The sequence below is a fragment of the Pseudomonas sp. EL_65y_Pfl2_R95 genome (assembly GCF_963971045.1).
GTDB lineage: Bacteria > Pseudomonadota > Gammaproteobacteria > Pseudomonadales > Pseudomonadaceae > Aquipseudomonas.
Genome location: NZ_CAXAOV010000001.1, coordinates 473713 through 495201, shown reverse-complemented (window position 1 = coordinate 495201; position 21489 = coordinate 473713). Strand labels below are relative to the sequence as shown.

The 21489-nt window shown below is 55.8% G+C and carries 24 protein-coding genes and 3 tRNA genes; 16 read left to right on the top strand and 11 right to left on the bottom strand.

From position 1 onward, the window contains the following. Positions 1-52 precede the first annotated feature (52 nt). The 3 genes from AACY09_RS02345 (at position 53) to AACY09_RS02335 (ending at position 1707) form a co-directional block, all read left to right on the top strand. Positions 53-532, top strand: a complete 480-nt coding sequence (locus AACY09_RS02345) for a chemotaxis protein CheW (protein WP_339485826.1) — start codon at positions 53-55, stop codon at positions 530-532. Beyond that, a complete protein-coding gene (locus tag AACY09_RS02340; protein WP_339485824.1) occupies positions 533-940 on the top strand; it encodes a DUF2802 domain-containing protein in 408 nt (135 codons plus the stop codon). A 305-nt stretch (positions 941-1245) separates the two neighbouring features. Continuing rightward, the gene (locus AACY09_RS02335; RefSeq protein WP_339485822.1) at positions 1246-1707 is read left to right on the top strand and encodes a rhodanese-like domain-containing protein; all 462 of its coding nucleotides are present in this window, start codon (positions 1246-1248) and stop codon (positions 1705-1707) included. On the opposite strand, the gene AACY09_RS02330 is transcribed toward AACY09_RS02335, so the two are convergent. Both AACY09_RS02330 and fliK read right to left on the bottom strand, forming a co-directional pair. Then, positions 1704-2012, bottom strand: coding sequence for an EscU/YscU/HrcU family type III secretion system export apparatus switch protein (locus AACY09_RS02330; protein ID WP_339485820.1), 309 nt, complete (start codon positions 2010-2012; stop codon positions 1704-1706). The genes AACY09_RS02335 and AACY09_RS02330 overlap by 4 nt on opposite strands. Continuing rightward, positions 2009-3553, bottom strand: coding sequence for a flagellar hook-length control protein FliK (fliK, locus tag AACY09_RS02325; protein WP_339485819.1), 1545 nt, complete (start codon positions 3551-3553; stop codon positions 2009-2011). The genes AACY09_RS02330 and fliK overlap by 4 nt, the downstream gene beginning before the upstream one ends. A gap of 159 nt (positions 3554-3712) precedes the next feature. Between fliK and ccmA the strand changes: the two genes are divergently transcribed. From ccmA to AACY09_RS02275, 10 genes are all read left to right on the top strand, one after another. After that, positions 3713-4342 carry a cytochrome c biogenesis heme-transporting ATPase CcmA gene (gene ccmA / locus AACY09_RS02320; RefSeq protein WP_339487059.1) on the top strand — a complete coding sequence of 210 codons (630 nt, stop codon included), beginning with the start codon at positions 3713-3715 and terminating at the stop codon, positions 4340-4342. Further along, positions 4339-5010, top strand: a complete 672-nt coding sequence (ccmB, locus tag AACY09_RS02315; protein ID WP_339485818.1) for a heme exporter protein CcmB — start codon at positions 4339-4341, stop codon at positions 5008-5010. The genes ccmA and ccmB overlap by 4 nt, the downstream gene beginning before the upstream one ends. An 89-nt stretch (positions 5011-5099) precedes the next feature. Next, positions 5100-5858 carry a heme ABC transporter permease gene (locus AACY09_RS02310; RefSeq protein WP_339487058.1) on the top strand — a complete coding sequence of 253 codons (759 nt, stop codon included), beginning with the start codon at positions 5100-5102 and terminating at the stop codon, positions 5856-5858. Beyond that, positions 5855-6031 carry a heme exporter protein CcmD gene (gene ccmD / locus AACY09_RS02305; RefSeq protein WP_339485817.1) on the top strand — a complete coding sequence of 59 codons (177 nt, stop codon included), beginning with the start codon at positions 5855-5857 and terminating at the stop codon, positions 6029-6031. The genes AACY09_RS02310 and ccmD overlap by 4 nt, the downstream gene beginning before the upstream one ends. Beyond that, positions 6028-6486, top strand: a complete 459-nt coding sequence (gene ccmE, locus AACY09_RS02300; RefSeq protein WP_339485816.1) for a cytochrome c maturation protein CcmE — start codon at positions 6028-6030, stop codon at positions 6484-6486. Before ccmD ends, ccmE begins: the two co-directional genes overlap by 4 nt. Before the next feature lie 11 nt (positions 6487-6497). Continuing rightward, entirely contained in the window at positions 6498-8471 is a 1974-nt protein-coding gene (locus AACY09_RS02295) for a heme lyase CcmF/NrfE family subunit (protein WP_339487057.1), read from the top strand. After that, the gene (locus AACY09_RS02290) at positions 8468-9004 is read left to right on the top strand and encodes a DsbE family thiol:disulfide interchange protein (RefSeq protein WP_339485814.1); all 537 of its coding nucleotides are present in this window, start codon (positions 8468-8470) and stop codon (positions 9002-9004) included. Before AACY09_RS02295 ends, AACY09_RS02290 begins: the two co-directional genes overlap by 4 nt. 11 nt (positions 9005-9015) lie before the next feature. Continuing rightward, the gene (locus tag AACY09_RS02285) at positions 9016-9498 is read left to right on the top strand and encodes a cytochrome c-type biogenesis protein (RefSeq protein ID WP_339487056.1); all 483 of its coding nucleotides are present in this window, start codon (positions 9016-9018) and stop codon (positions 9496-9498) included. Continuing rightward, positions 9498-10724, top strand: coding sequence for a c-type cytochrome biogenesis protein CcmI (ccmI, locus tag AACY09_RS02280; protein WP_339485812.1), 1227 nt, complete (start codon positions 9498-9500; stop codon positions 10722-10724). Before AACY09_RS02285 ends, ccmI begins: the two co-directional genes overlap by 1 nt. Then, positions 10721-11041 carry a hypothetical protein gene (locus AACY09_RS02275; protein WP_339485810.1) on the top strand — a complete coding sequence of 107 codons (321 nt, stop codon included), beginning with the start codon at positions 10721-10723 and terminating at the stop codon, positions 11039-11041. Before ccmI ends, AACY09_RS02275 begins: the two co-directional genes overlap by 4 nt. A 101-nt stretch (positions 11042-11142) precedes the next feature. On the opposite strand, the gene AACY09_RS02270 is transcribed toward AACY09_RS02275, so the two are convergent. The 4 genes from AACY09_RS02270 to AACY09_RS02255 form a co-directional block, all read right to left on the bottom strand. Beyond that, positions 11143-11997, bottom strand: a complete 855-nt coding sequence (locus AACY09_RS02270) for a pirin family protein (protein WP_339485808.1) — start codon at positions 11995-11997, stop codon at positions 11143-11145. Positions 11998-12171: 174 nt separating this feature from the next. Beyond that, complete coding sequence (locus AACY09_RS02265) at positions 12172-12951, bottom strand: MlaA family lipoprotein (protein WP_445323759.1); 780 nt, start codon at positions 12949-12951, stop codon at positions 12172-12174. Next, the gene (locus AACY09_RS02260) at positions 12944-14242 is read right to left on the bottom strand and encodes a serine/threonine protein kinase (RefSeq protein ID WP_339485807.1); all 1299 of its coding nucleotides are present in this window, start codon (positions 14240-14242) and stop codon (positions 12944-12946) included. Before AACY09_RS02260 ends, AACY09_RS02265 begins: the two co-directional genes overlap by 8 nt. Before the next feature lie 60 nt (positions 14243-14302). Next, positions 14303-14806 carry a GNAT family N-acetyltransferase gene (locus AACY09_RS02255; protein ID WP_339487054.1) on the bottom strand — a complete coding sequence of 168 codons (504 nt, stop codon included), beginning with the start codon at positions 14804-14806 and terminating at the stop codon, positions 14303-14305. Positions 14807-14927: 121 nt separating this feature from the next. Between AACY09_RS02255 and AACY09_RS02250 the strand changes: the two genes are divergently transcribed. Continuing rightward, the gene (locus AACY09_RS02250; RefSeq protein ID WP_339485805.1) at positions 14928-15320 is read left to right on the top strand and encodes a hypothetical protein; all 393 of its coding nucleotides are present in this window, start codon (positions 14928-14930) and stop codon (positions 15318-15320) included. A 106-nt stretch (positions 15321-15426) separates the two neighbouring features. Here the strand turns inward: AACY09_RS02250 and AACY09_RS02245 are convergent, their stop codons facing one another. After that, positions 15427-16986, bottom strand: a complete 1560-nt coding sequence (locus tag AACY09_RS02245; protein ID WP_339485803.1) for a glycoside hydrolase family 17 protein — start codon at positions 16984-16986, stop codon at positions 15427-15429. Between the two features lie 207 nt (positions 16987-17193). Here AACY09_RS02245 and AACY09_RS02240 point away from each other — a divergent pair, with 207 nt between their 5' ends. Next, positions 17194-17505 (top strand): ComEA family DNA-binding protein, encoded by a 312-nt coding sequence (locus AACY09_RS02240; protein ID WP_339485802.1) that lies wholly within the window; start codon positions 17194-17196, stop codon positions 17503-17505. Between the two features lie 133 nt (positions 17506-17638). On the opposite strand, the gene AACY09_RS02235 is transcribed toward AACY09_RS02240, so the two are convergent. From AACY09_RS02235 to AACY09_RS02220, 4 genes are all read right to left on the bottom strand, one after another. Then, positions 17639-17714 (bottom strand) — tRNA-Lys (locus AACY09_RS02235). A 6-nt stretch (positions 17715-17720) separates the two neighbouring features. Next, a tRNA-Pro gene (locus AACY09_RS02230) sits at positions 17721-17797 on the bottom strand. 19 nt (positions 17798-17816) lie between these two features. After that, positions 17817-17892: transfer RNA gene (locus AACY09_RS02225), tRNA-Asn, on the bottom strand. Between the two features lie 65 nt (positions 17893-17957). Then, positions 17958-19154, bottom strand: a complete 1197-nt coding sequence (locus tag AACY09_RS02220) for an amino acid aminotransferase (RefSeq protein WP_339485801.1) — start codon at positions 19152-19154, stop codon at positions 17958-17960. 173 nt (positions 19155-19327) lie between these two features. Here AACY09_RS02220 and uvrB point away from each other — a divergent pair, with 173 nt between their 5' ends. Beyond that, positions 19328-21343, top strand: a complete 2016-nt coding sequence (gene uvrB, locus AACY09_RS02215) for an excinuclease ABC subunit UvrB (protein WP_339485800.1) — start codon at positions 19328-19330, stop codon at positions 21341-21343. Positions 21344-21489: the final 146 nt, after the last annotated feature.

The window sequence follows — 21489 nt, the reverse complement described above, 5'->3', positions numbered from 1 at the left end:
ATTTTTGTAAGCGAGTAACCGCTCGCAAGCGTTTATCCAAGAGGCTAGGACTATGAATAAAAACTCTGCTCAAGGCGCCGAGGATCCAATCCTGCAATGGGTGACCTTCCGCCTGGATAACGAAAGTTACGGCATCAATGTGATGCAGGTACAGGAAGTGCTGCGTTATTCGGAAATTGCTCCAGTTCCGGGTGCGCCAAGTTATGTGCTGGGTATTATCAACCTGCGTGGTAACGTGGTTACAGTTATCGACACCCGTCAGCGCTTTGGCCTGGAACCTGCGGATATTACCGATAACACCCGAGTGGTCATTATCGAAGCAGACAAGCAAGTGGTCGGTATTCTGGTCGACAGTGTTGCTGAAGTGGTTTACCTGCGTCAGTCTGAAGTTGAGACTGCGCCTAATGTGGGTAACGATGAATCCGCCAAGTTTATTCAGGGTGTGTGCAATAAAAATGGCGAACTGCTGATTCTGGTTGAATTGGACAAGATGATGTCAGAAGAAGAGTGGTCGGAGCTGGAGTCAATTTGAATGGTGCTTGAAGCCGCACTGGTGGTATTGGCCCTGATCAGCGTCGCGCTGATAGGTGCCTGTGTGTGGCTGCATTCTCAGCTCAAGAGCACGGTTGCCCTGCAACTCGAACGTGATGCCGCACGGGATCTACGACTCAAAGAGCTGAGCAAACGCCTGGACACTTACCTCACCGGCAGTATTCGTATGGGTGAGGAGTTGCATGAGCTGCGCCAAACAGTGGCGCCGCTGCCCGATAAACTTAGCCAAATGGAACAGCGCGACCCGGCTAACTTGTCCTTTACCCAAGCTGCTCGTCTCGTCGGTTTAGGCGCCAGTGTTGATGACCTCACACAGTCTTGCGGCCTCAGCAAGGCAGAGGCCGAACTGGTCAGCAAGCTGCATCAAGCCAAACCCAATCGGGTCTAGGCTGGCGGATTCGCTTAGTGGTTGAATCACGGTGGCCAAGCTGCGCAAACCCCGCCCTACGATCACGCGATTGCCTGCCCCTCCCGGGTGGATGACGCTTTTTTCATCCACCATTGCGGTCCCGGATATTAGGGTTATATGCGCAGACCCCGGCGGCCAAGCTTCGCGTTACCACACCTCCACGCAACCGCACTTTCTATAGCATCACAAGTTCTTAAAGCGCTGCATCGCCGCGTAAAACGTTCCTAGCCCTGCTTTTTTAGCTACCTAAACTCAAGGTACCGGATAAACACTGGGGAACTGTTATGGCTAGATTACTGGCGGTATTGGTGGTGTTTGGCTTGAGTTGTCCGGTTATGGCACAAGAGGTGCCAGAAACCGTGTCAGGGGCGAGCACCGTTAATGTTCTGCAGGCGCGAGTTCTGTATGAGCAAGGCGCGATGTTTGTTGATGTACGGCCGCAGCGCGAGTGGTCCTGGGGGCATATAAGCGGCGCTATCCATCTGGATGGGAACACGCGCTTTGCCGAGCTCTCCAATGCGCCCATCCCACGGGGGACAGCATTGGTCGTGTATTGCGACAGTGATGTGAGTCCGAGCAGTGCCGAGGCGGTGCGCAAGGCCGTGAGTTGGGGCTACCAGCAAGTGTATTTTTTCCGCGATGGCTATTTCGCCTGGCAATTGCTCGACTTCCCGCTGGACAAAGGCGCAAGTGATGATTCGCCGCTTTACGCCATGTCAGGCAGACTCAAGCGCGCAGTTGATTAAAACTGTTGGTCAGTATCTGTTTGCCCGGCATTAAAACCGGCTGGGCATTTGCCTTTTAGATGCCAGGCGAAGGCGATAATCTCGGCAATGCAGCGGTACAGCTCTTCAGGAATACTGTCGCCCAGTTCCAGGCGGGCCAGCAGGCGGACCAATTCGGCATTCTCATAAATCGGCACTTCATACTCACGGGCGATGGCTAAAATGGCTTCGGCCAATTCATCGTCGCCCTTGGCACTGAGCGTCGGAGCCTGTTGGCCGTCATAGCTCAAGGCGATGGCTTGGCGGGGCGCGGTCTGCCTGGTCATGCGGTTTCATCTACCCAGCGTTGTTGCAGGGCCGTTTTGGGGCCTTGCGGTGGTGTGCCTTGGGCACAGGACAGTGCACTGACCTGGAGTCCGGCATCAACCAGACGCTGACGTAGATTCACCAGCTCGCTGTCGATTAGCTTGGCGGTACTGGGCTGTTCGGCCCACAGCGTGCTCGACAGGCAGCCGCGCGCGAGTTGCGTTTGCACCTGCACCGGCCCAAGGGGTTCCAGGTCAAACGCCAGGTCAATGCGCCAAAGCATTTCTTTTTGCTCCTGAGCGGCGGATTTCTGTGGCTCGTCGCGCTGGATCTTTAGCTGTACCGGCACCAGCTCTTGCTGGTTGCGCATTGGTAGTTCCAACTGCCAGGTCGTGAGGATATTGCCATCAGGCCCCACTTGAGTCTGCGCCAGGCTGGACAGTTGGTGGGTTTGCAGGCGTGACACAGCCGCAGCGGCGAGTTTGAGCAGGGTTTCAAGGTCGCCGTCTTCACTGAGCGCTTGCAACAGTTTGGCGGGCAGGGGGAAATTGAGCGCCTGCTGCTTGCTGCTGTTCTGATTGATACTGCCCAACAGATTGCGCGCCAATGCGGGTAATGACTGGGCCATTATCGAGCTGGCCATTGCGCCGGGCAATGCAGTCTGTGTGGGTAGGTTGAGTTGTAGCTGGCTGATCAGCTTGAGCAAGTTGGCTTTTAGATCAGTTGGCAAGGCGTTGGCCTGCGGGCTGAGCAGTTTGCTTTCAAGAAATGCCCCGCTGTTTTCCAGTGCTTTGCTCAAACCTTTGGCATCGCTCAGTTGTTGGCCATCCGGCATGGCACCGATTAACTTGTCGATGCTGGTGCGCACGCTGCTGGGTATATCGCCACGCTCGCCCAAACCCTGCAAGGCTTTGAATAATCCTTGAAGTGAGCCTTGGCTGCTGTGTTGGTTTTGGAGCTGCTGAGTCAGTGCGAGCTGATCAAGGCGCCCACTCAAAGGCAGTAGGTTAAGTGCCTGATTGCCTTGCACCTGAGCGCTAAGCAGGCTACCCGGCTGTAAAGTAAGAGGCGTCTCGATCGCCAGCTTGCTGCCGGCCAATGAGGTATTGAGCAGGCTGAGCACCACTTTAAAGATTACCTGCTGGGCTTTGCCTTGGGCGATTTGTTCGCTACTGAGGACTTTGCCTTGGATCAGCGTGCCCACCGGTATCTGTTTAAGGTCAATGCTTTGCAGCGGTTTGTCGCCACCGGCTTGCAATGCGACCAACAATTTGGTGTCAGTCAAGGCGGTAATGGTCAGGGCGCTGCCTTGGGCGATAGGCTTATTGCTGCTGGCTTCCAAGGTGGTCTGACTGCCATTGTTCAAGGTCAGCCTGAGCATAAGCTGAAAGCTCTGTGCGACTTGCTTAAGGCTGACTACCTCGGCCGTGGTGCTTTCACCTTTTGCCAGCAGCCCTTCAAGAGGCTGTAGCAGTTTGACTGCCATGTCGCTCGCCACCGAGTTTGGGCGGTTGCTCGCAGGTGTGGCAGGTAATGGCCGGCTGCTGCTAATTTCACTCATGTACGAGTTACACCCTGTCGAAAAGCCAACTGCGGGGAGGTGGACGAGCCATGTATAATGCCGCCGCTATCGCGCTCGCCACGCACCTTAGGCCCACATGCTTGACTATATAGCGGCTGGAATGCTGCCATCTTGAATCATTTATTAGGTATTAATGCGGTGATCAGCCCAATTCTTGAAGCCAAGTCGCTCGCCTGTGAGCGTGATTGGCGCATGCTTTTTGAGCATCTTGAACTGTCTCTGGTTCCCGGCGAAATGCTTCAGGTTGCAGGCCCCAACGGTAGTGGAAAAACCAGTTTACTGCGACTTTTAGCGGGGCTGATGCAGCCCACCTCGGGTGAAGTCAAGTTGTATGGCAGCGCATTGAATGATCATCGCGCTGAACCCAGGTTGCTCTGGATCGGCCATGCCGCCGGAATCAAGGGCCTGCTGACAGCTGAAGAGAACCTGACTTGGCTCTGCGCCTTGCAGAAGCCGGTTGAGCGGGCGCAAATTCTCCAGGCGCTGGAGGCAGTCGGTCTGCGTGGTTATGAAGATGTGCCGTGTCATTCCTTGTCAGCCGGTCAACAGCGTCGAGTCGGTTTGGCGCGGTTGTATTTGCCGGGCCCCGATTTATGGATTCTCGATGAGCCCTTTACCGCACTGGATATTGCCGCTGTGGCCCAGCTTGAGGCGCATTTGGCTGCGCATTGCGAGAAAGGCGGTCTGGTGGTCATGACCACGCATCACGCTTTGTCGGTTAAACCCCAAGGTTATCGTGTACTTGATTTGGGGCTACGCGGCGTATGAGTAACGTATTTACCCTGTTGGTGGCGCGAGAAGCCCGCTTGCTGTTTCGGCGTCCGGCCGAACTGGCGAATCCTCTGGTTTTCTTTGCCATTGTCATCGCCTTGTTCCCGTTGGCGGTCGGACCTGAAGCTCAATTGTTGCAAACCCTTTCACCCGGGTTGGTCTGGGTTGCGGCGCTATTGGCCGTGCTGCTCTCGCTGGACGGGCTTTTTCGCAGTGATTTTGAAGATGGCTCCCTCGAGCAGTGGGTCCTTTCGCCGCACCCCTTGGCTCTTCTGGTTTTGGCCAAGGTGCTGGCACACTGGGCGTTTTCAGGCTTGGCACTGGTCATTCTATCCCCGGTGCTGGCACTTATGTTGGGGCTGCCGACTCATTGCATACCTGTTTTACTGATCTCGCTGCTGCTAGGGACCCCGATCTTAAGCTTGTTGGGTGCTGTAGGCGCAGCATTGACGGTGGGGCTCAAGCGCGGTGGTTTGTTGCTGGCTTTACTGATTTTGCCCTTGTATATCCCGGTGCTGATTCTCGGCAGCGGCGCGTTACAGGCGAGCTTGCAAGGGTTGCCAGCTGTCGGGCAGTTGTTGTGGATGGCCTGCTTGACCACCCTGGCGGTGACCTTCAGCCCCTTTGCTATCGCCGCTGGCCTGCGTATAAGCGTGGCTGAATAGATGGTGTAGCAATAAAGACGAGCTACCACTAAAGACAAGTTGCCTCCGTGCAGAGTACGCGGTGGTTGACAGAAGAACTGATGAGTAACCTGATGAACTGGACATGGTTTCACAAGCTGGGTTCGCCCAAGTGGTTTTATGAGATCAGTGGTCGCTGGCTGCCGTGGCTGACTGTGGCCGCTGCAGTGCTGCTGGTCACAGGTGTTGTCTGGGGCTTGGTATTTGCGCCGCCTGAGCGTTACCAGGGCGATAGCTATCGGATTATCTACATTCATGTGCCTGCGGCATTTCTCGCTCAGGCTTGCTACCTGACAATGGCGCTGGCTGGCGCGGTTGGCTTGATCTGGAAAATGAAGATCGCCGATGTCGCCTTGCAACAAGCCGCACCTGTAGGGGCTTGGCTGTGCTTTATCGCGCTGGTAACCGGGGCGATCTGGGGCAAGCCAACCTGGGGCACGTACTGGGTCTGGGATGCCCGCCTGACGTCAATGCTGATTCTGCTGTTCTTGTATTTTGGGGTGATCGCCCTGGGCCAAGCCATCAGCAACCGTGACAGTGCTGCCAAAGCCTGTGCGGTGCTTGCATTGGTCGGCGCGGTCAATATTCCGATTATTCAGAAATCGGTTGAGTGGTGGAGCACCTTGCACCAGCCGGCCACCTTCAAGATTACCGGCAAGGCCAGCATGAGCGCAGAAATGTGGATGCCGCTGCTGCTTTCGGTACTGGGTTTCTACTGCCTGTTCATTGTGCTGGTGCTGGGGCGCATGCGCCTCGAAGTCCTTAAACGCGAGTCGCGTAGCGCTTGGGCCAAGGCTGAAGTTATCCGACAGCTGGAGGCGCGCTCATGAGCTTCGCATCATTCAGTGATTTTATCGCCATGGGCGGCCATGGCGCCTATGTCTGGTCAGCCTACGCCATCACTTTCGCGGTGCTGGGGCTGAACATTGCCATGCCTATTCTCGCCAAACGGCGCTATCTGCAAGACGAGGCGCGTCGTTTGCGCCGGGAGAGCAACTCGTGAACGCGGTTCGTAAAAAACGCCTGTATATCATCCTCGCCTTAGTCGCCGGTGTGGCCATTGCGGTCGGTCTGGCGCTGTCGGCACTGCAAGAGAACATCAACCTGTTCTATACGCCGACCCAGATCGCCAATGGCGAAGCGCCACAGGATGCCAAGATCCGCGCGGGCGGCATGGTCACTGAAGGTTCGGTCAAGCGTTCGGCGGACTCGTTGCAAGTTGAATTCGTGGTCACCGATTTCGCCAAGAGCGTCACCATTCGTTATCGCGGCATTCTTCCGGATCTGTTCCGTGAAGGGCAGGGCATCGTCGCGCTCGGCAAGCTCAATGCCGATGGCGTGTTGATCGCCGACCAAGTATTGGCCAAGCATGATGAGAAATACATGCCGCCTGAAGTCACTAAAGCGCTTAAAGAAAGCGGCAAGCTTAAGCCTGAAGGTAAGGAGGGCGGCGCATGAGTGCCATGTTGATGGTTCCAGAACTCGGCCATTTGGCGATGATTCTGGCATTGTGTATGGCCCTTGTGCAGGCCACCTTGCCATTGATTGGCGCGTGGCGCGGTGATCGTCAGTGGATGAGCCTCGCGCAGCCTGCGGCCTGGGGGCAGTTTGCCTTTTTGGTGTTTGCCTTTGCCTGCTTGACCTACGCCTTTATGGTCGACGATTTCTCTGTGCGGTACGTCGCCAGCAACTCCAACAGTGCCTTGCCGTGGTACTACAAGTTCAGTGCCGTTTGGGGCGCACACGAAGGCTCATTGCTGCTTTGGGCGCTGATTCTCGGCGGCTGGACATTTGCAGTATCGATCTTCTCCCGGCAGTTGCCGGAAGAAATGTTGGCCCGCGTACTTGGCGTAATGGGCATTATCAGCGTCGGCTTCTTGCTGTTCCTGATTGTGACTTCAAACCCCTTCGCCCGTTTGCTGCCGAATATGCCCGCTGACGGCAATGACCTTAATCCTCTGCTGCAGGATTTTGGTTTGATCATCCATCCGCCAATGCTCTACATGGGCTATGTCGGCTTCTCCGTTGCGTTTTCCTTTGCCATCGCTGCGCTGCTTGGCGGCAAGCTGGATGCGGCCTGGGCACGCTGGTCGCGCCCCTGGACCATTGTCGCCTGGGCGTTTCTCGGTATAGGTATCGCGCTGGGCTCCTGGTGGGCTTACTACGAGCTTGGCTGGGGCGGCTGGTGGTTCTGGGACCCAGTAGAAAATGCTTCGTTTATGCCGTGGTTGGTCGGCACGGCGTTGATTCACTCGCTGGCGGTCACTGAAAAACGCGGCGTATTCAAAAGCTGGACGGTATTGCTGGCGATTGCCGCCTTCTCCTTGAGCTTGCTCGGTACCTTCCTGGTTCGCTCCGGTGTGCTGACATCGGTGCACGCATTCGCCAGTGATCCTGAGCGTGGCGTCTTTATTCTGGCGTTCCTGTTGCTGGTGGTTGGCGGCTCGCTGACCCTGTTCGCGATACGGGCCCCGGTGGTTAAAAGCAAAGTGGGTTTCGCCCTCTGGTCCCGCGAAACCTTGTTGCTGGCCAATAACCTGATTCTGGTGGTTGCCGCGTCGATGATCCTGCTGGGTACGCTGTATCCGCTGGTATTGGATGCCTTGACCGGGGCAAAGCTGTCGGTAGGGCCGCCGTACTTCAACGCGCTGTTTGTGCCGCTGATGGGCCTGCTGATGGTGGTTGTCGCCGTAGGTGTGCTGGTGCGTTGGAAAAATACCCCGGTTAAATGGCTGGTGAGCATGCTTATGCCAGTGCTGCTCGGCAGCGTCGCGGTAGGTGCTATCGCCGCCTTTGCCTTTGGTGACTTCAACTGGGGCGTAATGGCGGTGTGCATGTTGGCCGCGTGGGTGGTATTGGCCGGTGTGCGTGACATCTTTGACAAGACCCGCAATAAAGGTTTGTTCAAGGGCATGCGCGAACTGACCCGCAGTTATTGGGGCATGCAGTTGGCGCACTTCGGTATGGCTGTATGCGCATTGGGCGTGGTGTTGACCAGTGTCGGCAACCTTGAGCGTGATATGCGCATGGCACCGGGCGATATGGTCAAGGTGGGGGCCTACGAGTTTGTCTTTGAGGGCGCCAAGCACCGCGAAGGGCCGAACTTCAGTGCCGACCGTGGGACCATGCGGGTACTGGACGACGGTAAGCAGATTGCCGTGCTGCACCCGGAAAAACGTTTCTATGCCGTGCAGCAGTCGATGATGACTGAGGCGGCGATTGATGCAGGCTTCACCCGCGATGTGTTCGTCGCCTTGGGTGAACCGCTGGAAGATGGCGCCTGGGCTGTGCGCGTGCATATCAAGCCATTCGTGCGTTGGATCTGGTTGGGCGCATTGCTGATGGGCCTGGGTGGCTTGCTGGCGGCGCTGGATAAACGCTATCGCGTGAAGGTGCGCACACGCGTGCGTGAGGCTTTGGGCGCGGCGGGGGCTCCGGCATGAAACGACTGATACTGCTGTTGCCCTTGGCGTTGTTTCTGGCCATTGCCGTGGTGCTCTATCGCGGCATGTTTCTCGACCCGTCCGAGCTGCCTTCGGCGTTGATCGACAAACCCTTTCCAGCCTTCTCATTGCCTTCGGTGCAAGAGGGTCAAACCATCAGCCTTGCCGATATCAAAGGCAAGCCCGCCCTGGTTAACGTCTGGGCAACCTGGTGCATTTCGTGTCGGGTAGAGCACCCGGTGCTGAATAAAATCGCCAAGTTGGGCGTGAATATCTACGGCATCAACTACAAAGATGAAAATGCGGCTGCGCAGAAGTGGCTCAAGGAATTCCATAACCCGTACCAACTCAACATCAGTGATGCGAAAGGCACGCTGGGGCTTGATCTGGGGGTGTATGGCGCTCCGGAAACCTTCTTGATCGATAAAGACGGCATCATCCGCCACAAATTTGTTGGGGTGATTGATGAAAACGTCTGGCGCGATCAGCTGGCGCCGCTGTATCAGGCCATGGTCGATGAGGCCAGGCCATGATGGGATTAACCCTGCGCCGCGCTTTCGCCGCCTTGTTATTGGGTTTGACGCTGATCAGCGTTGCCCATGCCGCGATTGATACCTACGAGTTCAAAACCGAGGGCGAGCGTCAGCGTTATCGCCATCTGACGGAAGAGCTGCGTTGCCCTAAATGCCAGAACCAGAACATTGCCGATTCTGACGCGCCGATTGCTTTGGATTTGCGCGCGCAGATTTATAAAAAGATTGAAGGCGGGGAGACCGATCAGCAAATCATTGATTACCTGGTCGCCCGTTATGGCAACTTTGTGTTGTACAAGCCGCCTGTTACCGCACGCACAGTGCTGTTGTGGTATGGCCCGGCTGGCTTGTTAATCGGTGGTTTTGTCCTGTTGGGGGTGATTGTGCTGCGCAAGCGTCGGCAAAAGTCCGAGCAGTACGAGGGCCTCTCAACAGATGAGCAGCAACGTCTGGCTGCCTTACTAAATCAAGCGCCTGTGGATAAGAACGACTGATGATTGAATTTTGGTTATGTGCCGGCCTGCTCATATTGGCCGCCTTGGGTTTTTTGCTGATTCCTGTTGTGCGTGCGCGTAAATTTCAGGCTGAAGAAGACCGTACTGCGTTGAACGTGACGCTTTACCAGGAACGTATCAAGGAGCTGGAAACCCAGCATGCCGCGGGTATTTTGACCGCCGAGCAATTGCGCGATGGCCGCGATGAGGCTTCCCGCGAGCTGCTGTCTGATACCGAGAACAGCAAGGCCAAGGCTAGCGTCCTAGGGCGCAAGGTGCCGCTGATCATGGCGTTGTTGATGCCACTGCTGGGCTATGGCTTGTATATGCACTGGGGCGCGATTGACAAGGTCGAGCAGACCCTTGCCTTTGCTGATCAGCCACAAACCATCGAGGCCATGACTGAGCGTCTTGAGGCCGCCGTCAAAGACAAGCCTGATTCAGCCGAGGCGTGGTATTTCTTGGGGCGCACCTATATGGCTCAAGAACGCGCAGCCGAGGCGGCTCAGGCCTTCGAGAAAGCGGTTCATCTGGCAGGGCGGGACCCAGCTTTGCTTGGGCAGTGGGCGCAGGCGATTTATTTTGCTGGCAATAAGCAATGGTCGCCGCAGCTGCAAAGCCTGACCGATGAAGCCTTGAAAGCGGACCCTGAAGAGGTCACCAGTCTGGGCTTGCTGGGTATTGCCGCTTTCGAACAAGGTCGTTTTCAAGATGCTGTCGATTCATGGGAAAAACTGGTTGCCGTGTTGCCAGAGAATGACCCGTCGCGTCAGGCCATACAGGGCGGTATCGAGCGGGCTCGGGGTGAGCTTGATCCAGATGCGGCACCTGTCAGCCCTGAAGCGCCAGTAGCAGATAAAGCGGCCGTCAGCGATGATCATCAACTCAAGGTCAAAGTTGAATTGGCTGCAGCACTGAAAGATAAGGTCAAGCCTGGCGATAGCGTGTTTATCTTCGCTCGCGCGGTATCCGGCCCGCCAATGCCGCTGGCTGTGAAGCGCTTGACCGTGGCAGATTTGCCAGTCGAAGTCAGCCTGTCTGATGCGGATGCAATGATGCCGCAGTTGAAAATCTCCGGTTTTGATCAAGTCCAGTTGGTGGCGCGTATTTCACGTAGCGGTAATGCCACTCAAGGTGAATGGGTAGCGCAACCCAAAGCCGTTGCCAGCAACAGCGATGATATTCAGCAGCTAACCATCGACACGGCCGAGGCTAAAGCGCAATGAAACACTGGCTTGGCTGTGCCGGCTTAACAGCCCTGCTGGTGCTGTCTGGCTGCTCTATCCAGGGCCCCGGCACGCAGATCAGCGATTTACCGGTCAAGCAGTCACACCCACGCTATGCGCCACCTCCGGGCGGTCAAAGCCACTGGGTACCTGCCTTGGGTGTGTATTCGGTGGATGGCGTCAGCGATCTGTACTACCGCGAGCGCACCTATTATCGCTGGAGCAATGGCTGGAGCTGGGGGCTGAGTGCCAATGGCCCTTGGCAAGCCGCCGACAGCAGCGAAGTGCCGCCGGGCTTGTTTCACTACTACAAGTAGAGAGGACGGCGGGTCTGCCATCCACCGCTGCGGTCTCGATTATTAGCGGTGTTTGCGCGATTTGCGGTGGCCAAGCTTCGCGCTTATCAAGGGTTGATCGCCTACGCCAACACCCCGTCGCGGAAATCGCGCAGCGCCTGTTCGATTTCCTCGCGGCTGTTCATCACGAAAGGGCCATACTGGACGATTGGCTCGCCAATGGGTTTACCCGCGATCAACAGCACCCTGGCCCCATTGCGGCTGCTCAACTGTAAATCGCCATGCTCAGACAATCGCACAAGCCGGCCCGTCGGGACAGTGTCTGCGCTCACATCTGGCAATTGCAGGCTGCCCTCATAGACATAGAGCAGCACACGATGGCCGTTGGGTAAAACAGGTTGAACCTGACTGCCTGCGGGCAGCTGCAGGTCAAAATACTGGGGCTCGGTATCAGGGCGTTGCACCGCACCGGCTTGTTCGATATCGCCCTCGCTGAAGTGACCGGCAATCACTACCACCTTGACCCCCTGCGCCGTGGTGACCTGCGGAATTTCACTGGCGGGGATATCACGGTAATCCGGGTCGTCGAGCTTGCTTTTGCCCGGCAGGTTCAGCCACAGCTGGAAGCCGCGCATGGCACCGTCTTGCTGTTCTGGCATCTCACTGTGAATGACCCCGCGGGCGGCCGTCATCCACTGCACGCTGCCGCTTTCCAGCAGGCCGACATTGCCCATGTGATCTTCGTGGCGCATGCGACCTTCGATCATATAGGTAATGGTTTCAAAGCCGCGGTGGGGGTGGGGCGGAAAACCTGCGATGTAATCGTCGGGATTTTCCGTGGCGAACTCATCGAGCATTAGAAACGGATCAAAACGCTCCAGGCCACCGCCGCCGATGACCCGGTTGAGTTTGACCCCTGCGCCATCGGATGCCGGTTGGCCCGGTTGAACAGAGAGAATTTTACGCAAGGTTTTCATCAAGCACCTCCACAGTCGTATTGGCGCTATGTTAATCCGCTTGGATTGATTGATGGTTGCTAAATACTTAAGTGAATAATCGATTTACTCGATTGGTTGCGGGCTTTGGCTGGTTTTCCACGCATAAAAAAACGCCCAGCTCAGCTGGGCGTTTTCAATTACGCAGCACTAAGGTTACTCGTTGATTTGCAGCTTTCGCGCCTCAGTGTAGAAGTAGCGAATTTTTTCGTACTCGAACGGTGAGTTGAGTTGGCCGTAACGGAAGTTAACCGTTGAACGGGTATCGATGGCCCACAGGGTACTGACTTCCAATTGTGGAGAGTCAAAGCTAAAGGCAAAGAAGTCGAGGAAATCCAGGGTCGCCAGGCCTTCAAAGTCGACAACCAGTCCCGTGCCATCGCGCAGGGTCGAAGGACCCAGAATCGGCACCATCAAATAAGGACCCGCCGGGACGCCGTAAAACCCCAAGGTTTGGCCGAAGTCTTCACGTTGCTTGGGAATGCCCATTTTGGTTGCCGGGTCCCAGACGCCAAGCACGCCAAGGGTGGTATTGAGCAGCAAGCGCGCGGTGATATCCATCGATCGCTTGCCCTTGAACTGCAGCAGGCTGTTGGCCAAGTTGGTGATATCGCCGATGTTCGCGAAGAAATTGCTGACCCCACTTTCAACAAAGTCGGGCGTGACCCAGCGATAACCGTCAACCACCGGGATAAACACCCACTCATCGAAGCGATAGTTGAAATGGTAGATGCGCCGGTTCATTGACTCCCATGGGTCATAAACATCCAGGGCTTCAAAGCTCGACTGTTCGAACACGTGCTGATCAAGGCCAGGGTTGAACTCGAGTTTCTGCAGCGGGTTCTTGAAACCATCGTCACCAATTGGCGGCGTGGTATCGGCCCACGCGAAGTTTGCACTGAACAACAGGGCAAGCAGGAGGATTTTCTTAGTCACGGAAGAACTCCAGCATAGCGTCGCTGTTGACGCGGTAATTTAGGTTGCCGCAGTGCCCGCCAAGGGGGTAGACGGTCAGGCGGTCGCCCATGGTGCGGCGCAAAAAGCCAAGATCGCCTGGGCCGAGAATAATGTCATCGGCGTTGTGCATGACCGCGATTTTCTTGCTGGTTTTCAGGTAATCCTCGAGTGCGTAGAGGCTGACCTTGTTCACCAGTTGATCGAGGCTGCCGCCGTCATAGCGAGCACGCCACATCGGAATCAATTGCTCGCGCATGTAGCAGTCAAAATCACACTGCAATGCACGGCGCAGATAGGGTGTCATGTCAGTATTGGCTTTGATCACTGTGCCAGGTGGGGTAATTAGCCCACGGCGGTTCAGTAAATCGGAGGTGTAGGCGATGTCCGACGAGGAAAAGCGGAACGCAGTACCGATCAACATTGCCATCTGTTCGTTGGTTAAATGTTCCTTCGACATTTGGAAGTCATAAAGCATGGCCTCGTTCATGTCGATATAGCCTTTCTGTTCGAAATAGCGCGACAGCTTCTGGAGGATCAGGTCGAAGAAATTATTGTTGGTGTTAATCCCCGCAACCTTGGTCTGCACCAGCTTGTTGAGGTTGCTGATGGATGTGTAGAGGTTTACGGGTGGATTAAGCAGCAATACGCGCTTGAAATTAAAGCTGCGTCGCTCTTCGTCAATTTTGCTGACGAAGGCGGCGTTGAGCGCGCCAAGGCTATAGCCTGTCAGGTAGTAATCGCTGATCTCAAGGTCTGGATGCTGTGCCCGAACAGCTTGCATGGCGCGGTACAGATCATCAGCATCGTCTTCTGACAAGCCTGGCGTTGCATGGCGCGAAGCCGACGCCATAAAGTCATAGCTGGTTGGCGAAGACAGTTGCACGACATGGTAGCCAGCGCCGTAGAACAGTTTCTTCAGATATTCCGGGGTGGTGCTTGAGTAACTGGCACCGGTACCGGCAATGATGAATATCAAGGGTGCTTTTCCGTCTTGCTCAGCCAGACGGTATTTCATTTTGGTGACTGCCCAGAGATTATCGGGCAGTTCGTACTCACGCTCTGGGTGCAGCAGGACCTTGTAGTCGGCCTGATTGATATCGCTATCGTCAGGCAGGGCCGGGCGCAATTCGGGTGGCGTTGTGGCGATGGTCGCCTCAAACGGATTGGTAATCGGGTAGCCATAGCTTGCGATGTCTACATCTGCCGCCCACAGTGGAGCACTGAGGGTTAGGCCGCAGACGAGCGCAGCAAGGCGACGGGTAAGCGACATGGTTAAAGTCCCTTTAGAAGTAGACGTAATATTGAAGTACCGATTTATGACAACCGTAACCTAAGCAAGTGCGAAGGCTTTAGTATCTTTTGCCAGATTCTGCAGTGCATCGCCGGTTAGACGGAACTGCGTCCAGTCTTCCAGTGCGTTGGCGCCGAGTTGTTTATAAAAACCAATTGCCGGCTCATTCCAATCAAGCACAGACCATTCCAGACGTCCGCAGCCCCGGGCGACGGCCAGTTTTGCCAGGGTGCCCAATAATGCTTTGCCGAGACCGGAACCGCGAGTATCGGCACGTACGTACAAATCCTCTAGATAAATGCCGGGTTTTCCGAGAAATGTCGAGAAGTTATGAAAAAAAAGTGCGAAGCCGCAGGCATGGCCGTCAAGCTCGCCGATAAGTACTTCCGCATAAGGGCGCGGACCAAATAGATGGTTAGCGAACTCTTGAGGGTCAGCAGTGATCTGATCACTGAGTTTTTCGTATTCAGCCAATTCGGCAACAAGCCCCAGAATTAAGGGCATGTCGGCACGTGTGGCTGAGCGAACGTTGATGTTGCTCATAAAACTTCCTTTTTGGCTCAGCGTGTCAAGCATGCCGATATGAGTGGCGATGATCAACAGAACTTGCATCCATTAGCAGTACGATTATTCTGAGCGCCGCTTATTATATTTGGAGTGTCACATGCCTCGCCCTCGGTCCCTGGCCATCCTTGTTATTTTGGTTTTGCTGAGTTTGGCTGCTTGCTATGGGCTGCGTTATGGCTTGATGGAAGGGGATGAGTGGGTTGGCACCTGTGCGGAGACACCTGCTGTGTTTGCCTGTGGCGTGCGCTCGATGTTGGGTTTGTTGATTCACTTGGGCGTTATCGCCTGGGCTGCAATTGCCTTCGCGGGGCTTGGCTTTGTGCTCTCAGGTCGTCTTGGTTGGTGGCTGGCCGTTCCGGGACTGCTAGTGGGTTTGGCCGGGGTAGTGCTGTACAGCGCAAGTATTTCGGTCTTTGCTGTGGTACTGGCCGTGTTGCGCTTGGTGCGTGCGCCGAATGCATCAGCCAGAGCTGCTTTTCCGCAGGAGTAGCGCGCGTCCAGAGTAGGGAGGACGCGTTTTTCGCCCTCCCTTAATTGTCGGCTTATACCTAAGGCGTGGTGGGCACGTTTCACATTGCCCGCCAGTCGAGCGCTTTTTATGCTGCTGTCTGCCGTTGTTGCAGGCTGCGCCACAGGGCTGCTGCGAGTAGGGCGCTGACTAGTGCCCAGCCGATTGCCTGCACGTTGCCCAGGGTTTCTTCAAACAGTTGCAGAGGAATGCCTGCCGCGATTAATACCAGTAGCGCCAGTGTTTCTCGGCGAAAGCCTGCCACCGGGCGCCACAGATAAATCACCGCCGGCAACAGCAGTGCAGCGCTCGGAAAGCTGCGGTAGCGTGCATCGGTAACCAGTGCCAGCATCATCACTGCACCGGCGAAGCCTGTAGCAATCAACCACCAGTGGCGGCGGCTATCCAGCCAGTTAAACAGCGCCTTGCGCCAATCTGTGCGCTGACTCAGGGCCAGACTGATATGCACAAGCACAATCATATTCAGCGCCAGTAGCGCGCCTGCCCACAACCACTCGCCGAAATAGCGGCTGGTAATCAAACTCAGTTCAGCCCACAGGCCCATGCAGGCAGCACCTGCGGCGATCAATAACGGCTGCAATATGGCCGGGCGCACAGCATGTGGGCGCCAGGCCAGTAACATTATGAGGCTATACAGGAGTGCGCTGAAACCCAGCCAGACTGGCCAGTCTGGCAGATTTGAAACGTTGCCGGCGAGTACCGACTTGTCATTGCGATCGGCGTCGAATAAGCCCCAATAGCCACCTACAGCGCCTTCACTGGTGCGTTTCCACGGTTGATCAAAGGCTTCGATCAGGTTATAGCGCCAGCCGTTTTCTTCCGCCATGGTAACGAAGCCGCGGATAAACTTGGCTTGGTTGACCCGGCTCGGCCTGGCGGTTTCCCGTTGGCGCCCTTCGCTTGGCCAGCCGGTCTCACCGATGAGAATATCCTTGGGTGCGAATTTCTTGGCAAAGACGGCGTGTACCTTGGCCACCTGCGCCAGTGCGGTGTCGATACCCGCAGGATTGTCTTCCCAGTAGGGCAGGAGGTGAATGGTCACAAAGTCCACCGCCGGAGCAATTTCAGGGTGCTTTAACCAAAACTCCCAGACATCGGCATAGGTCACCGGTTGTTTAATGCCGGCCTTAACCTGAGTGATTAATTTGACTAGCTGCTTGGAGGTGACCTCTTTGCGCAGCAAGGTTTCGTTGCCAACGATCACCGCTTTGATCACATCGGGGTGGGCATTGGCCGCTTTGATTGCGCCGCTGATCTCCATTTGAGTCTCTGTCGGACTGCGGCTGACCCAGGCGCCAATCATCAGGGTCAGGCCATGCTTCTTGGCCAGATCAGGCAATGCTTCAAGCCCCGTCACTGAGTAGGTGCGCAGGCAGTTAAAGCGTTTAGCGAGCAGCCCGAGATCGATATCCATGCGCTCATTGCTGATGCGCAAAGGCTGCTGAAAAGGCGATTGGTCTTTGCCGAAGGGTGTGTAGGAGGCGCACTGCATCTTGTGCGAGGCGCTGGCCACATCAGGCAGGTCTACAGGTCTACCAAGTCCATACCAAAGCCCGGTTAAAAGGACTAAGCCCAAGACAGAACTGAGCAGGTAAGCGGTGAGGGAACAGCGATGGATGGCAGGCATAGTCAGGCGCACAGAGGAAGACGCTGGCAATGGTAACGGATACACGCGCACTTCGGCACAAGCAAATGCAACAACTCAAGTACAGGGTTGCGCAGAGTTTGGTCTTTGGTTCGGTTTGATCTGCGCAGGCGCGGCGCTAGGGTCGAGTCATTGCACCTCCGTGCAGTTCGGGCGAGGAGCCCGGTTACCTGAATAGGATGTTCAATTATGCGAGTTTTTATCTTTTCAGCGCTATTGGCCGTGGTCTGCACTCTTGCGCCATTTACCCTCAGCGCAGCAGAGTCAGCGGCAGCAGGGGAGGCTGTGGTTGAGCAGGCTCAAACCACGATCAATTTGAATACGGCTGATGCAGCAACCTTGCAGCAAGGGCTGTCCGGTATCGGTGAGGCGAAGGCTGAGGCCATCGTTGCCTATCGTCAAAGCGCTGGAGCCTTTGCCTCGGTGGATGAGTTGCTTGAGGTCAAAGGGATTGGCGCCGCCATTCTTGAGAAAAACCGCAGCAAACTCAGGGTTAAATAGCGGCTTAGATTGGTTTTGCTTGTGGGGTAAATCGCAGGCATAAAAAAAGCGCCTTATCGGCGCTTTTTTCAATGGAGCAGAGCGAATGACTCTGTTCCTGAGATTCAACTCTTATCAACAGCAAGAGCGAAAATGGTGGGTCGTGTGGGATTCGAACCTACGACCAATTGGTTAAAAGCCAACTGCTCTACCAACTGAGCTAACGACCCAAATAATGGTCGGGGTAGGGGGATTCGAACTCCCGACATCCTGCTCCCAAAGCAGGCGCGCTACCGGACTGCGCTATACCCCGACACGTGTTGCATGTTGCTTGGCTCCACGACCTGGACTCGAACCAGGGACCCAATGATTAACAGTCATTTGCTCTACCAACTGAGCTATCGCGGAACAACGACGCGTATCCTACTGATTATTAAGGGGAAGTCAAGCCTCTGACTGCCCCTTTTTAATATTTAAAGCACTTTGGCGATTGCTTCGGTCACGGCCGGCAAGTTGCGGGTGTTAAGCGCGGCTACGCAAATGCGTCCTGTGCCTACTGCATAAATGCCAAATTCGCTCTTCAGGCGCTCGACCTGCTCAGTGGTCAAGCCTGAATAGGAGAACATCCCGCGTTGTTGGGTGACGAAACTAAAGTCGCGTTTAGCGCCCAGCGCCGTCAATTGTTCAACCATCGCCATGCGCATATTGCGAATGCGGTCGCGCATCTCGCCCAGCTCTTGTTCCCACATCGCCCGCAATTCCGGGGTGTTGAGTACAGTGGCGACGACGCTGGCACCGTGTGTCGGTGGGTTGGAGTAGTTGGTGCGAATGACTCGCTTGACTTGCGACAGCACCCGGCCAGTCTCGTCGTTTGAGCTGGTGACGATAGACAGTGCACCGACGCGTTCACCGTAGAGCGAGAAAGATTTGGAGAATGAGCTTGAAACGAAGAAGGTCAGCCCCGATTGTGCAAAGAGACGAACAGCGGCTGCGTCTTCTTCAATACCGTCGCCAAAACCCTGATAAGCGATATCCAGGAAAGGCACGTGCTCGCGTTCACGAAGAATCTCAAGAATCGCTTGCCAGTCTTCAATGTTCAGGTCGACGCCCGTTGGGTTGTGGCAGCATGCATGCAATACAACAACCGAACGGCTCGGCAGGTTTTTCAGGTCTTCGAGCATGCCGCCCCGGTTAACACCGTTGCTGAATGCATCGTAATAGCGGTAGCTGCGGACTGGGAAACCGGCAGCTTCAAACAAGGCGCGGTGGTTTTCCCAGCTTGGGTCGCTAATTGCAACGCAAGCATCAGGCAGCAGGCGTTTGATGAAGTCCGCGCCTACTTTGAGTGCGCCGGTGCCGCCTAAGGCCTGAGTGGTGATAACGCGGCCTTCGCTTACCAAGCGGGAGTTGTTGCCAAACAAAAGGGTCTGTACAGCCTGATCGTAGGCGGCAATGCCTTCAATTGGCAGGTAGCCACGGGGTGCGTGGGCTTCAATGCGTGCTTTTTCCGCCTCGGCCACTGCGCGTAGAAGAGGAATACGGCCATCTTCGTTGGTGTATACGCCAACACCAAGGTTAACCTTATGGGCACGGGTATCTGCGTTGAATGCTTCGTTGAGGCCCAGGATCGGATCGCGCGGAGCCATTTCGACGGCGGTGAACAGACTCATGAGTGTGGCAGCTCTGTTTTGAGGGAGTGAGTGTCAGGCATCCGGATTAGGGGATGCGTCAGTGGGCCGTTAGTATAGCGGGCTGGATCAGGTGCTGCGACAGCGCATGCACGCTTTTCGTAAGGTTTGACGTGCTCCGATGGAGCGGGTCACATCGTTTGTTGAGGTTAGTTATGTCTGATTTTGAACTGGTTACCCGTTTTCAGCCTGCTGGTGATCAGCCCGAGGCGATCCGGCAGATGGTGGAAGGGCTGGAAGCTGGGCTTTCGCACCAGACATTGTTGGGTGTGACGGGGTCAGGCAAGACCTTCAGCATTGCCAACGTGATTGCCCAAATCAACCGGCCGACACTGGTGCTGGCGCCGAATAAAACTCTGGCCGCCCAGCTCTATGGCGAGTTCAAGACATTCTTTCCCAACAACGCGGTCGAGTATTTCGTTTCCTACTACGACTACTATCAGCCGGAAGCCTATGTGCCGTCGTCTGATACCTTTATTGAAAAAGACGCCTCGATCAACGATCACATCGAACAGATGCGGCTCTCTGCGACCAAGGCTCTGCTAGAGCGGCCTGACGCAATCATCGTCACCACGGTGTCATGCATTTACGGTTTGGGCAGTCCCGAGCTCTATTTGAAGATGGTGTTGCACGTCGATCGCGGTGACAAGATGGATCAGCGTGCCTTGCTGAGACGTTTAGCTGATCTGCAGTACACCCGTAATGACATGGACTTTGCCCGATCCACTTTCCGTGTGCGCGGCGATGTGATTGATATCTTCCCGGCCGAATCCGACCTTGAAGCCATTCGCATCGAGTTGTTTGACGACGAAGTGGAGAGCATTTCAGCCTTTGACCCGCTCACGGGGGAGGTCATCCGCAAGCTGCCGCGCTTTACCTTTTATCCAAAGAGTCACTACGTAACCCCGCGTGAAACGCTGCTTGAGGCGGTCGAGAAGATCAAAGTCGAGTTGGTAGAGCGTCTGGAATATCTGCGTGGCGCTGGTAAGTTGGTCGAAGCGCAACGCTTGGAGCAGCGCACCCGTTTCGACCTGGAGATGATCATCGAACTGGGCTATTGCAACGGCATCGAGAACTACTCGCGCTACCTGTCGGGGCGAGACTCCGGTGATGCGCCGCCGACCCTGTACGATTATCTGCCTGACCAAGCCTTGCTGATTATCGATGAGTCCCACGTCAGTGTCCCGCAAGTGGGCGCGATGTATAAAGGTGACCGTTCCCGCAAAGAAACCTTGGTTGAGTACGGTTTTCGTCTGCCCTCGGCATTGGATAACCGGCCGATGCGCTTTGAAGAGTGGGAAAATGCCAGCCCGCAGACCATCTTTGTTTCCGCTACGCCCGGGCCTTATGAGGCTGAGCACGCCGGCCGGGTAATTGAGCAGGTGGTGCGGCCAACTGGTTTGGTTGATCCGCAGATCGAAGTGCGCCCAGCGCTGACTCAAGTCGACGACTTGCTGTCTGAAATCCACAAGCGCGTGGCGATTGAAGAGCGGGTGCTGGTCACCACCCTGACCAAGCGCATGGCTGAGGATTTAACCGATTATCTGGCTGATCATGGTGTCCGTGTGCGTTATCTGCACTCGGATATCGACACGGTTGAGCGGGTGGAGATTATCCGTGACCTGCGTATCGGTGCCTTTGATGTGTTGGTCGGCATCAACTTGCTGCGTGAGGGCCTGGATATGCCTGAGGTTTCGTTAGTGGCGATCCTCGATGCTGACAAAGAAGGCTTCTTGCGCTCCGAACGCTCATTGATTCAGACCATTGGCCGCGCCGCCCGTAACCTTAACGGCCGGGCGATTCTCTACGCCGACCGCATGACTGGGTCGATGGAGCGGGCCATCGGTGAAACCGAGCGCCGGCGCGACAAGCAGATCGCCTATAACCTGGAGCACGGCATCGAACCCAAAGGGGTGTTCAAGGATGTTAAGGACATTCTTGAAGGTGCAGTGGTGCCGGGCTCTCGCAGCAACAAGCGCAAGGGCATGGCCAAGGCGGCTGAAGAGCAAGCGCGGTATGAGAATGAGCTACGTTCACCGAGTGAAATCACCAAGCGTATCCGCCAGCTCGAAGAGAAAATGTACCAGTTGGCCCGTGATCTGGAATTTGAAGCCGCGGCGCAAATGCGTGACGAAGTGCAGAAGCTACGCGAGCGGCTGCTTAAAGTCTGACTCGCCTATTGGGCCACCACCGTGTTCTCACGTATTCGGGGTATTTACGCGAGATACGGTGGCCAAGCTGCGCGTTGACACACCCTGCGACGGCCAATACTTGCGCTGGTGGCCGACGCTTTTTTACCTCACCGGCCGTCGCATTC

Coding starts and splice junctions, on each gene's coding strand:
- AACY09_RS02330 (WP_339485820.1), bottom strand. CDS start 2,012: ATGACCAGGCAGACCGCGCCCCGCCAAGCCATCGCCTTGAGCTATGAC.
- AACY09_RS02255 (WP_339487054.1), bottom strand. CDS start 14,806: ATGAGCAACATCAACGTTCGCTCAGCCACACGTGCCGACATGCCCTTA.
- AACY09_RS02250 (WP_339485805.1), top strand. CDS start 14,928: ATGCCTCGCCCTCGGTCCCTGGCCATCCTTGTTATTTTGGTTTTGCTG.
- uvrB (WP_339485800.1), top strand. CDS start 19,328: ATGTCTGATTTTGAACTGGTTACCCGTTTTCAGCCTGCTGGTGATCAG.
- AACY09_RS02240 (WP_339485802.1), top strand. CDS start 17,194: ATGCGAGTTTTTATCTTTTCAGCGCTATTGGCCGTGGTCTGCACTCTT.
- AACY09_RS02345 (WP_339485826.1), top strand. CDS start 53: ATGAATAAAAACTCTGCTCAAGGCGCCGAGGATCCAATCCTGCAATGG.
- AACY09_RS02270 (WP_339485808.1), bottom strand. CDS start 11,997: ATGAAAACCTTGCGTAAAATTCTCTCTGTTCAACCGGGCCAACCGGCA.
- ccmD (WP_339485817.1), top strand. CDS start 5,855: ATGAGCTTCGCATCATTCAGTGATTTTATCGCCATGGGCGGCCATGGC.
- AACY09_RS02275 (WP_339485810.1), top strand. CDS start 10,721: ATGAAACACTGGCTTGGCTGTGCCGGCTTAACAGCCCTGCTGGTGCTG.
- ccmB (WP_339485818.1), top strand. CDS start 4,339: ATGAGTAACGTATTTACCCTGTTGGTGGCGCGAGAAGCCCGCTTGCTG.
- ccmI (WP_339485812.1), top strand. CDS start 9,498: ATGATTGAATTTTGGTTATGTGCCGGCCTGCTCATATTGGCCGCCTTG.
- AACY09_RS02295 (WP_339487057.1), top strand. CDS start 6,498: ATGGTTCCAGAACTCGGCCATTTGGCGATGATTCTGGCATTGTGTATG.
- AACY09_RS02260 (WP_339485807.1), bottom strand. CDS start 14,242: ATGTCGCTTACCCGTCGCCTTGCTGCGCTCGTCTGCGGCCTAACCCTC.
- AACY09_RS02290 (WP_339485814.1), top strand. CDS start 8,468: ATGAAACGACTGATACTGCTGTTGCCCTTGGCGTTGTTTCTGGCCATT.
- AACY09_RS02245 (WP_339485803.1), bottom strand. CDS start 16,986: ATGCCTGCCATCCATCGCTGTTCCCTCACCGCTTACCTGCTCAGTTCT.
- fliK (WP_339485819.1), bottom strand. CDS start 3,553: ATGAGTGAAATTAGCAGCAGCCGGCCATTACCTGCCACACCTGCGAGC.
- AACY09_RS02220 (WP_339485801.1), bottom strand. CDS start 19,154: ATGAGTCTGTTCACCGCCGTCGAAATGGCTCCGCGCGATCCGATCCTG.
- AACY09_RS02335 (WP_339485822.1), top strand. CDS start 1,246: ATGGCTAGATTACTGGCGGTATTGGTGGTGTTTGGCTTGAGTTGTCCG.
- AACY09_RS02340 (WP_339485824.1), top strand. CDS start 533: ATGGTGCTTGAAGCCGCACTGGTGGTATTGGCCCTGATCAGCGTCGCG.